Annotated in this window: 6 protein-coding genes; 4 read left to right on the top strand and 2 right to left on the bottom strand. The window is 68.6% G+C overall.

The features are described from left to right. Positions 1 to 289: 289 nt before the first annotated feature. Complete coding sequence (locus tag M8542_RS44005; RefSeq protein WP_257926411.1) at positions 290 to 721, bottom strand: hypothetical protein; 432 nt, start codon at positions 719 to 721, stop codon at positions 290 to 292. Here M8542_RS44005 and M8542_RS44000 point away from each other — a divergent pair. Genes M8542_RS44000 through M8542_RS43985 form a run of 4 tightly spaced genes read left to right on the top strand, consistent with a single transcriptional unit; the run spans position 660 to position 9,566 of the window. After that, positions 660 to 1,856: a DUF2397 family protein gene (locus M8542_RS44000; protein WP_257926356.1), complete on the top strand. Its 1,197-nt coding sequence runs from the start codon at positions 660 to 662 to the stop codon at positions 1,854 to 1,856. The genes M8542_RS44005 and M8542_RS44000 overlap by 62 nt on opposite strands. Next, positions 1,853 to 3,199: a DUF2398 family protein gene (locus M8542_RS43995; RefSeq protein WP_257926355.1), complete on the top strand. Its 1,347-nt coding sequence runs from the start codon at positions 1,853 to 1,855 to the stop codon at positions 3,197 to 3,199. Before M8542_RS44000 ends, M8542_RS43995 begins: the two co-directional genes overlap by 4 nt. Beyond that, positions 3,199 to 8,235: an SbcC/MukB-like Walker B domain-containing protein gene (locus M8542_RS43990; RefSeq protein WP_257926354.1), complete on the top strand. Its 5,037-nt coding sequence runs from the start codon at positions 3,199 to 3,201 to the stop codon at positions 8,233 to 8,235. The genes M8542_RS43995 and M8542_RS43990 overlap by 1 nt, the downstream gene beginning before the upstream one ends. Further along, entirely contained in the window at positions 8,232 to 9,566 is a 1,335-nt protein-coding gene (locus tag M8542_RS43985; RefSeq protein ID WP_257926353.1) for a TIGR02679 domain-containing protein, read from the top strand. Before M8542_RS43990 ends, M8542_RS43985 begins: the two co-directional genes overlap by 4 nt. Here M8542_RS43985 and M8542_RS43980 read toward each other — a convergent pair. Then, positions 9,541 to 10,314: a DUF2637 domain-containing protein gene (locus M8542_RS43980; protein WP_257926352.1), complete on the bottom strand. Its 774-nt coding sequence runs from the start codon at positions 10,312 to 10,314 to the stop codon at positions 9,541 to 9,543. The genes M8542_RS43985 and M8542_RS43980 overlap by 26 nt on opposite strands. Between the last annotated feature and the right edge of the window lie 503 nt (positions 10,315 to 10,817).

Here is a 10,817-nt window from a genome sequence, read left to right as displayed (position 1 = left end):
GTTCCTGATCCACAGGGTCAGCCGGGCACGAGCCGGATCGGAACCGATGACCGGAAAATGACGCGTTTTTGTCCACTGAGCCTTCGACTGCGCCCGCAAGATCACCCGTTTAGCCGATCACCACGGCGCCTACCAGCAGGAATTCGCCGGAGCCAACGACACTTCGATGCTCCTTCAACGACGGCCGCGCACCGTTTTTGTCGGTGGGCAGTCCCATACTGCGCTGATACAACCGGAATGCCCGCGACGACTGTCCAGGCAGGGAGGCCCTGTGACCATTTCGCACGCTTCACCGGACCAGCCGCCGCAGTGGTGGCGGCAGGTCATTGCGAGCGATTGGGTGGCTTTTTCGCATCACAACGACCTGGTTCGTGAGCGGTATTCCGCGTTGCTCGCCGCCCTCGAGGAGTTGAGCACCCGCGGCCCTCAAGCGACGCTGGGCGAGATCGGGGAGAGGCTGCGCGCGGTCGGGTTCCACGATCCGTTGACCGACGCCGAACTGCGCGGTCTGCTGGACCAGCTCGCCCAGTGGGAGTTCGCGAAGCCCGTTCCGCGACTTCGCCGCTCCGCTGCGGAATCTCCATGGCGTCATCAGCCGACAGGAGGCCTGGGCGCTGACCCGCCGCGGCCGCGCGATCGTCGCGGCCGTCCGCACGGCGGTGCTATCCGCCGATCGCGCACTCCAACTGCCGAGCCGGCTGCTCGACAGCGTCGAAGACACGATACGGACGTTGCTCGGGCACGCCGGGAACCAGGACGAGCACGGGCTGCTCGACGCGGACCTGAGCAACGTTGAGACCCGCATCGCGGAACTCCAGCGCGTCACAGCCGACTTCTACGACGCCCTCGGCCAGCTCGTCCAGTCGGACGTGACGAAGGACGATGTCTTCGACGGTAACCGCGACCGGGTCGTGGAAGCGCTGCGGCAGTTCGCCCGCGAGTACGACCGGGCGTTCGTGCGCGTCGGTTCCGCCCTCGAGGCGCTGCGGCAAGTCGGCCACCAGCACGTCGTGCAATGCGCTGTGAAGCACGCCGGGCTGCTCGATCCGGCCGCGCAGCAGCACTGGGTGACCGACCGCGTCGCCCTGCTCTCCGCGCTGGAGGCGTGGTTCGTGCCCGGCGGCAGTGTGCACCGGCTCGTCGAATCGGCCTACGGGGCGGTGAACACGCTGCTCAATGCGGTCGATAGGCGGTACAACGCACGGTTGCGCGGCTCGGATCTCGCAGTGGACTTCCGGCTGCTCGCCCAGTCCCTGCACCGGCAGCCGGACGATGATGCGGCCCGGCAGGTGTATGCGGCGGCTTTCGGGGATTGGCCCGCGTGGCACGTCGTGTCCGGTCCGGCCGAGGAGGACGTCGAGCACGCTACCAGCGCCGCGGCCGGCCAGGCCTCGTTCGGTGTGGATCTGACCCTGCGCGAACATGAGCGGCACGGCCCGGCGGGTGGCCGCCCGCGCAAGGTCGTGGATGCCAGCGCGCAGCGGGAAGCGGCCTTGGCGGAGGCCGCTTCCCAGGCCGAACACCGGCGGCGCTGTGCCGCGGCCCTGCTGACTCCGGGAGAGGTCGGGCTCGAGCACTTTACGGGCCTCGACGGTGAGACGGCTGCGGTGCTATTCGACACGATCCAGCTCGCCTTGGACATGGTGGAGCCAGCGACAGGAGTCGGGCAGGCCGAAGCAGACGAAGCCGGGGTGCTGGTGAGCGTACGGCTGGCCGGCCGCGGCGAACAGGTCACCGTGCCGCTGTCAGAAGGCGACCTAACCGCGCCGCGGCTGCTCGTCACGGTGGTCCCGGCCGGGGCCACGATGCCGAGCCCGGAACCGCCGGCCACCGGCCGGCCCAGGAGGGTCGCATGAGGCACGACACGCTGCTCCACCCGGATCTCGCCGAGGGAGCACGGGTCCTGATCGCGCAGGGCAGGCTGCTTGCCGAGCGGGAGCCGGAGCTGTACCGGAGCGCGAGCCGCGGCCGCGCCGAGCTCGCCAGGTTCTTCCACACCGAACTCGGCTGGACGTTGGAAGTGCTCGAGGCCGCGGACCTTATCCGACTGCACAAGCGCCGGGAGGACGTCCCAGGCGCACGCGGCTTGCGGATCCGTCGCGAAGGACAGGACCCGGTGCCGGCGTCACAGCTGGTGCTGGTGCTGTCCGCCCTTGCCTGCGAACAGCTGTGGCGACGCCCCCGGATGACCTTGAACGACCTGCTGCAGTCGGTGGCGCAGGTCTGCGCGACCGACAGTGAGAGCAACCTGCTCCCGCGATTCCCCGTCGTGCCCGGTGACGGGGTGAGCAAGCAGGAGGCACACCGCAACCGGCACAGTCTCGTCGATGCGCTGCGCCTGCTGCAGGCCGACGGGACCATCGCCGTCGACCGGTCGCTCGACCAGGCGGCCGGTGACGGTGGTGACGCAGTGGTGTCCTCGTCCCGGGACCGCTTGACCGCGAAATTCTCCTCGCTTTCGCCGTCGCTGCTCAACCTGGCGCAGCTGCCGCCCCGCCGGCACGCCCGGGCCTTGGCCACCGACCGGATCACCGAAGACGACGAGCTCCCCGACGACCAGGACGAACCCGATCTCGCCGAAGGGCCCGAAGCCCGGCGCGCCGCGCGGAGCGAGACCACCCGGCGCCGGCTGCGGGCGATGCGACGGCTGGTGGACGACCCCGGCGTCGACCCGGTGGCCGACGACTACCTGCAGTCGACCACCGGCCGCAGCCGTGCGCTCAGCGTGCTGCACGCCCTCGGCCTGGTTGCCACCGTGCGCCATGACTGGTGGCAGGTCAGCGACCCGTCTCAGCTGGGCAGCACGCTCGACTTCCCCAACGGCAGACGCAACGAACGTCAGGCCGCGCTTGCCCTGCTCCGGCACCTGAGTACCCGCGATCCGACGCTCGACGGACGCGAGCGCGTCGTGGCGATCGAGGAGATCGTCACGTTGTTCGAACAGGTCAGGGAGGACTTGCCACGTTGGGCGGCGGCCTACGGCGGACAGCTCCGGGCGCTGGCGAAAGCAGCGGCGAACGGACTCGTCGACGCGGGCTTCCTCGTGGCCGAACCGGCCGACGATGTCCCGGAACCGAGGTGGCGGCCCACGCCTGCGGTGCGGATGTGGCGGGTCAGGCTCCACACCGCCTCCGGAGCGAACAGCGAGCATAGAGCCGTAACACCCACCCTTTTCGATGCTCCGGAAGGAATCGCCTGATGCCTACCGCACCGCAGACCGACCACGGCGCGCCGGCCGTAACCGGGCGGTGGCAGCCGACCCGCGCCGGCGTCCTCAACAGCTGGAAGTGGGCCGACGAAGAGTTCCACTTCGCCGACGGCTGGCTCGCGTTCATCGGCCGCAACGGATCAGGCAAGTCACTCACCGCATCGCAGCTGGTGACCGTCCTGCTGGACGGCGACACCTCTCAAACGGCACTGAGCGTGTCCGGGCGAGCCGCCGGCACGCTGCTGAGCCGACACACCGACAACCGCGACCGGGAGGACAAAACCGGGGTCTGGTGGCTCGAATACGGTCGGACCGACCCGCAGACCGGCCGGACGGAGTACCTGACGACGGGCCTGTGGCTGCGCTCGTCCGGCCAGGCACTGCTGCGCGCGTTCTTCCTCGTCCCCGGCCGCGTCGGGCAGGAGCTCACCCTGCACGTCGACCGCAACCCAACCGGCATCGACAGCGTGGCCGAACAGCTCGCCGCCCACCACGGCGAGCTGTTCACCGACGCGCCGCGGCTCAAGCCCAAAGCGGCCGCGCACCTGAGCACCATCGGCACCGAAGCCGACTACCGGACCGCGGTCCGGACGCGGGTCTTCGCGCCGCTCGACGAGATCCAGTACGACGCCCTGCTGAGCGTCCTGCGGACCCTCCGCAGCGTCCGAACCGCGGAAAAGATCTCGGCCAAGGACATGCTCACCGTGCTCACCGGAGCGCTGCCAGCGCTCGACCAGACGCGGTTGACCGAGATCGCATCGGCGATGCAGCGCATCGCCACCCTGGAAACTCAGCTCGCCGACACCAAGGAACAAGCGAAGAAACTCGCCGACACCGACCGCGTCTACGAGCTCTACCGGCAAGCGGTCGCGCTCACCATGGCCGCCGCTCTGCGCTCGGCCAACACGGAGTTCGACAACCTCACTCGGTCGGAACGCGCGGCCGAGAAGAAGCTCGAAGACGCGAACGCCGCCATCGCGCAGGCACAGTCCGCGCTCGACGAGGCGAACCACAGTCTGCAGCTGCGCGAAGGCGACCACCGGGCTGCGGAAACCGCGGTCCGCGACCACGCCGGCGCCGAGCTGCCGCACAAGGAAGAACGAGCCCGCAGTCTTGCCGACAGCGCCGAGGCCGCGAAAGAGCGCGCGGGCCAGGCAGTAGTAGATGCGGCGACGGCGGCGCAGGACGCCGCTACCGCCGCGCAGGACGCCGTCGACGCCCAGCGCAGCCTGACCAAGATCACGCAGGAACTCACCACCACCGCGGCGAAAATTCAAGCGGACGGCGCAGTGACGAACCTGGCCGGCGCCACTTCCGAGCTCGCGAAGGCGGGCCAGCTGGATCCGGAAACTGCCGCGGTCGACGTCGCGGCCGAAACCCTCGTCGAGACTCCGTTGGCCTGGACGGAAAACCGGCAGCACAAGATCAAGACGGTAGCCACGGCTCTGAACGGAGTCGAGACGGCCAATGGCATCGCAGTCGCCACCGCCGAGCAGCACCGCAAGGTGGAGGAGGAGGCGGGCGGCCACCGGGACACGCTGAAAGAGTGCACGGCTTCGCGGGAAGAAGCCGAACGACGTGTCGAAGCCGCCGTCGTCGCTTGGCAGAAGTCGGCGACGCACTTCCCTGCGGTGCCCGATGGATTGTTCGACCCGGACCCGGTCGACGGCCGGGTCGTCCCGGACCGGCTCGTGGACTGGGCCGATCAGCAGACCGCGTCGATCAGGCAGCGGCTCGACACGGCCGGACACGAGATACTCAAGATCACCGCCGAGCAGCTGCGGGATCAGGCTGTCCGGGACGCGGCGACCACGCGTTCGATCGCGGACCGCACTGCGGGTGAGGTCGAGAGGCAGCGCGCGCGGGAAGCAGCACATTTGCAGGAGTCGGACGTGGCAGCGGCACAGGATGCCGAGAGCGCCCGGGAGGCCGAGGCAGAGCACGCTCGAGAGGCCGAAGCCGCCCAGCTGTCCCGTCACGAGCACTTCGTCGAGCAGCTCGACTCGACCGAGTCAGCCCTGGACGAGCTGCGCGGGTGGCACGCCGGCGTCGACCGGTGGCGATCGGCGTTGCAGCACCTCGACCCGACTTCACTGGCTGGCGCCCTGCCTTCGATCGATGCGATCTCACAGCTGCGCATCGACCGGACCGGCGAACAACTCACGCGGATCGCGTTACCGGTACAGGTGTCCGAGCAGACCCTCGAACTGCTCGTCGAATTCGACGACCAAGCGCTGCGGACTGCGGTGGGTAACGCGGGCCAGGTCGCGATCAGGCGGATCGACGGGCAGATCGCCAAGGCCGAGGCTGTCATCGCCGGACTGGACGAGGAGCTGAGCGCTGTCACCGCCGAGCTCGACCAGGCGCGGCAGAAACCGGCGCCACCGCCCGTTCCCGTCTGGCGCACCCGCACCGACGGCTATCCTTTGTGGACGTTGGTAGATTTCCGGCCTGAGGTCGGCACGCAGCGGCGGAACGCATGCGAGGGTGCACTCCTGGTGGCAGGGCTGCTCGATGCCGTTGTCACCTCCGACGGCCGGGCACGGGCTGGCGACGTCGTCCTGTCCGGACGGGAGCAACCGACCGGCCTGACTCTGGCCGATGTCCTGTCTCCGGAGCCGGAGTCGCCGGTAGCCTCCGGCCAGCTGAATACCCTGCTGCGGAGCATTTCGCTCGACGAGACGGACGCCGGTATCACCACTGTGCGGACCGGGGCGCTGACCGCCGCCGCGCCTGCGGGATACGTCACCCGCCACATCGGCGCGACCGCGCGGGAACGAGCGCGGGCCGAGCGCGTCGCCTGGCTCGAAGCGCTGCATGCCGAATTGACGCAACGCCGTGAGACTGCGGAACTTGATGTTACGCACCAGCAAGCCGTGCTCGCCGAAGCAGTCAACGAGCGGGACAGCCTCCCGTCATCACGGCCGTGGCAGGAGGCTCGCACCCGAGCACAGACCACTCGGCTGAACGCCGGTCGAGCTGACGGCGACGCCACGGATCGGCTCGTGAAGGCGGAATCGGCGCGGCGAGCGGTGCTGGACCGGCTACGTGAGAAGGAGGCTGCTCGGAACCGGGTGCTGAGCGATATCCAGGCCGAGCTCGCCGCCGCGGCGGGGAAAGCCGAGACGGCGTCCGAGGCCGCGGAGGCCGCCGCAGAGCACCTCGCCCGGTGCAACGAAGCCACAGCACAAGCCACGGCCGCCTGGCAGGACGCGGTCCGCGAACAAGCGAGCGCGGACGAGCAACGCGCCGGGTTTCCACCCCTCACTGCGCTCGTCACCGCACGAGAAGACGAGAACGAAGCCACGAACCGGCTGCAAGGCGCTCAACGGAACGTCGTGCGCATAGTCGAGCAGCTCGAGTACACCCGGCTGGAAACCCGGAAAGCCCTGAAGGCACTGAACGAGGCGGTGGATCTCGGTGGCGGCCTGTCGCTGCCCGCCGAACGCCGGGCACTGGAGGCGTTCGCGGACGAGGTGACCCACTTGGCCGTCCAGGTCCGCTCGTGGAAGGAGATCGTCGACCGGACACAACGGCTGCGCACCCAAGCTCGGCGCACATCGGAGACCGCGGCCGACCAACGCCGTCGAAGCCGCACGGCCCAAGGCGAAGCAGCGAAAGGCAGTGCGGCCGCAGTGAGCGCGCAGGCAGAGGTGGAACAACTGCGCAAGCTCTACGGCGCGGCCTATGAAGAACTCCGCCGAGCCCTCGAAGAGATGACGCAAGCCCATCAGGCAGCGCGGGAGGAGGTCGACCGGATCAAGGACAAGATCACGCGGGCCGAAGTCGCTGCAGCCGGCGCAAAAAGCACTCTGGAGGGAATCGCACCGCAACGGCAACAGGCCGAAGACACGCGAGAACGCTGCCTCGACCGCATGTACCGGCTGGTCGACGAATCGGTCGTGCCCGTGGCCGCGAACATCGCCGTCGACGACGACGGCCGGCCGGCGAACCTCACCGCCGCGCTCGCCTGGGGATCCGCTCTGCTGGCAACGGAACCGCGCGGGCACAGCCGGGAGGAGCTCACCAAGCTGCTCGAGAACCGACGCCTGCGGCTGGAGACCGAAGCCAGGAAGGTCAGCGCGGCGCTGACCCGGTTCGACCGGCAGGTCACGGTGCAGACGATTCCCGGCACCGACTGGCGCCGCGCGGTCGTCGCCGCACCGGACGCCCTCAGCGGAGAAGACCTGCACACTACGGTCCTGACCTTGCACCAGACGGCGGAACAACTGGAGAATGATCTCCGCGGAGACGTCAAGTCCACACTCAAGACCAGCATGTTCACCGCGTTGCGCCGGGAAATCGCCACGCGGCGGACCGCCGCGGAAGACCTCGTCCGGCAGATTCGGGCCACCCTTGAGGACGTGCGCACGGGAGTCGCGCGGGTCGGCGTCGAGGTCGACTGGAAGGTCAAGAAAGACCCCGACGCCGAACGCATGATCGACCTGGTGAAGGCACTGCCCTCCGACGAAACGTTCGAGCAGATGTACGAGGTACTACGGCAACGGCTCGAGGACGCGAACGGCGAGACCTGGGAGGCGCGTGTCGCACACACCTTCGATTACCGGGCGTGGCACGAGTGGGTTATCAAGGTCACCCACGCGTCGTTCGGCGACGGCAAGACAGAAGCGTTCCGTGCACTGACTCCCCGATCGAACCCGCTCGCCTCCTTCAGCACCGGCGAAATGCGCCTCGCGACGATGCTGCCCCTGCTGGCGGCAGCGTGGTCCATGTACGAAGCCCCAGGTTATGCAGGCCCGCGGATGCTGTTCGTGGACGAGATGAACGCCGCGTTCGACCCGCAGAACGTACGGAAGCTCCTGGGTCTGCTGCGCGAGTGGAACTTCGACGTCCTCTCCACCGCCCCAGAGATGAGTGCACTGCTGAAGGCCGAGTCGGGCCGGGTGATGATCGCGCAGGTCACCCAGTCAGGCTCGGTGGGAGTGTCCACGCCGTGGCTGTGGACCGGCTCCGGGCAGCCGGTCCTTGTCGCCGACCGCTTCCGCAGCGGCGAGGCCCGGCCATGACCGCGGCGGAGCTCCCGGCAGCTGCACGCGCTCTGGCCGAAGACACGGATCTCGCTCTCCTGTGGCAGGCGGTTCACCAGCGGCTGTGCCAGGTGGACGATCCCGCCGAGCTCGCCACGGTCTCGGTCACCGGACTGTCCGCGGCCGGCGTCGCATTCCTGCGCAGCTGGCTCGACACCAACACTCGACGGCGCCGCGGGAAGTCGGCGATCTCGCCCGCCGCCGGCGTGGCCAAGGTACCGGTGCGCGAGCTGCTGGCCAAGCTCGGTGTTGCCGCCGAGTACCTCCCAGCAATCGCCGAGCTGGCGACAGGGCGGCCGGTGGCAAACCACGCGGCCGGCCGCGCCGCGAGCGCGGCCGCACGCGCGGCGCTCTGGACCGAAGTTCAGCGCACCCTGGCGGCCGCGCCGCTGCTCGCGCAGCGGATCCGAGCCGCCGGCGTTGCGGACACCGACATCGACTCGGTTCGGACCGAGTCACGGCACCTCGCGACAGCCGTGACAAAGATCGATCGGCTCCGCCGGCCAGGCACTCCTCCGGTGACGCTGGCCAAACTGGCTCATGACTGCACCGGCGACCCCCACGGTTTCGACCTGGACAAACTCATCGGTCGGCGCTTGGTCGAAGCCGTCGCCGAACGGGCAGGCGAGCCGATGGTGTCCCGGCCCGACGCAGCGAGAGCGCTGCTGGCGCGGTCGGGGGTGCTCGCAGACCGGCTGTCGTCCTCAGTCGTGGTGCTGAACCTGCAGGCTTCGGGCATCGGCGTCGTCGACGAGCGGCTCAGGTTGGGCGGCGGCCCGGTGCCGCTGACGCTGTTCGACCTCACCGTCAACCCACCGACCCTGGCTGACGAGGCTGTCTTGGTCGTCGAGAATCCGTCGGTGATCGAAGCGGCGCTGGCCGCGGGGTTCACCGGTCCGATCGCCTGCACCAGCGGGCACCTGCGAGCAGTCGACCACGCGTTCCTGCAGCGCGCGATCGACTGCGGGGTGCGGTTGAGCTACGCGGGTGACGTCGACCGAGACGGCCTCATCATCGCTGCCCAGGTGCGGAAGCTGTACGGAGCGAGAATCCTGGCAATGGACCACGCCACGGTCACCGAGGCGAATACCGCCCCGTCCGCGGTGCCGCTCGGACCGTTGCCCGAGGAGACCCCTCCCGAACTGGTCGCCGCTTTGACTGACCGCGGGCGAGCCGTCTACCAGGAGCACGACGTGCTCCTGAACGTCCTGCTGGATGATCCGCTTGCCGTCGCCGCGAATGACAATTCGCTCGAGACGGCAACTGTCCAGCGGCACATCAGCATCACGACGGCAGACCCGAGGAAATGACCGCCCTCACGGACGTCGTTGCCGCACGAATCGCTGCAGAACGTCCGGGACCATCGACCTGCCGATCCTGCTCGGTCCTCCACTGTCGGAGAATCCGCCGTCCGTAGTTGTGAGTTCCGGCCACTCGATCCAGTTCAGCGCCCGTCGGCGTGCGACCGCAGGCTCGCTCGCCGACGTAGTAATCCCACATTCTCTCTTCGGCCGTTCGCTCGGGACTCTCCATGGCCGGTCGCGAGACCGCCGTCAGATCGGTCGTCTCGGCGGTCTCCTCGCTCGGTTCCCTTTCGGGAGACTGTCCGCGTGTCTCGCTACCGGCGATCGCGGTCTCGGAGCCAGTCTCACGAGACCTTTGCTTCAACGCACCGTTCAACAACTCGACCGTCAGCAGCAAGACCAGCCGCGTACACGCCGCCACCGTCACCTGCAACAGACTCAACGCCGGCGCCGAGCAGATGTTCGCCACCAACGACAGGCAGATGCCGAACACGAACGCCAGCCACGCCACCCATCTACCCGCCGGACGACCGCCGCGGTGAATCTTCCACAACTCGACCGTCGCGATCGTCAACAAGCCGTCCACCAGCAGCGGCCAGATTGATGCGGTCACGCCGTCCGCGCCGAAGCGGAGTGCGAACTCACGTCCACGACGGTACGAGGCGTACGCCGCACCAAGTGCGACCAGACCGGTGCAGACGCATTGGATGGACAGAGCAAGGTCTTGAGCAAGCCAGTCCTTGAGTCGCCTCACGTCCGCACCGCCCCGTCAACCTGCTCGGGATAGCCGCCTCGCCCTCCACCAAGCGGTCGCCGTAGGAGGCTTGGACCAGGCGACATGGCCCGGCAGCTGCGAGCCCGAGGGGAGCCCGAGAGCGCACGGACGGGACGACAGATCGCGACACAGGCCGGTACCGTCGCGAACCGACGACCGAGAAAAAGACCTGACCCGGCATCACGCGACACCATCCGAAACCTCAAGATCACCACTCTTAACCAGCGGGTTCGGGGTTCGAGTCCCTGATGGCGCACACCCCACCACCCCAGGTCTGATTCTCTTCGGCCTGGGGTTTTGTGGTATCCGGAACGTTTTCTTCCACTTGCCCACTGTCCACTGTGGTCTCGTGCGAGCCCGAGAGCGCAGGCCCGGTCTACGGCTTCCTCGGGATGATCCCGGCCACCTTCAACGAGGCAGATCGGCCGGCCTGATCAATCGCGCGAACTCGTCCGCCACGTCGGCCGGATGCAACGGGCTGC

Origin of the sequence: Amycolatopsis iheyensis (assembly GCF_024703995.1) — a bacterium.
GTDB lineage: Bacteria > Actinomycetota > Actinomycetes > Mycobacteriales > Pseudonocardiaceae > Amycolatopsis > Amycolatopsis iheyensis.
Note: the sequence above shows the minus strand (reverse complement) of the source record. Positions and strands in the feature narration are given on the sequence as shown.

Bases quoted from the DNA above. Each gene is read 5' to 3' on its own strand.
- M8542_RS43995 (WP_257926355.1), top strand. From the start codon at position 1,853: ATGAGGCACGACACGCTGCTCCACCCGGATCTCGCCGAGGGAGCACGG.
- M8542_RS43990 (WP_257926354.1), top strand. From the start codon at position 3,199: ATGCCTACCGCACCGCAGACCGACCACGGCGCGCCGGCCGTAACCGGG.
- M8542_RS43985 (WP_257926353.1), top strand. From the start codon at position 8,232: ATGACCGCGGCGGAGCTCCCGGCAGCTGCACGCGCTCTGGCCGAAGAC.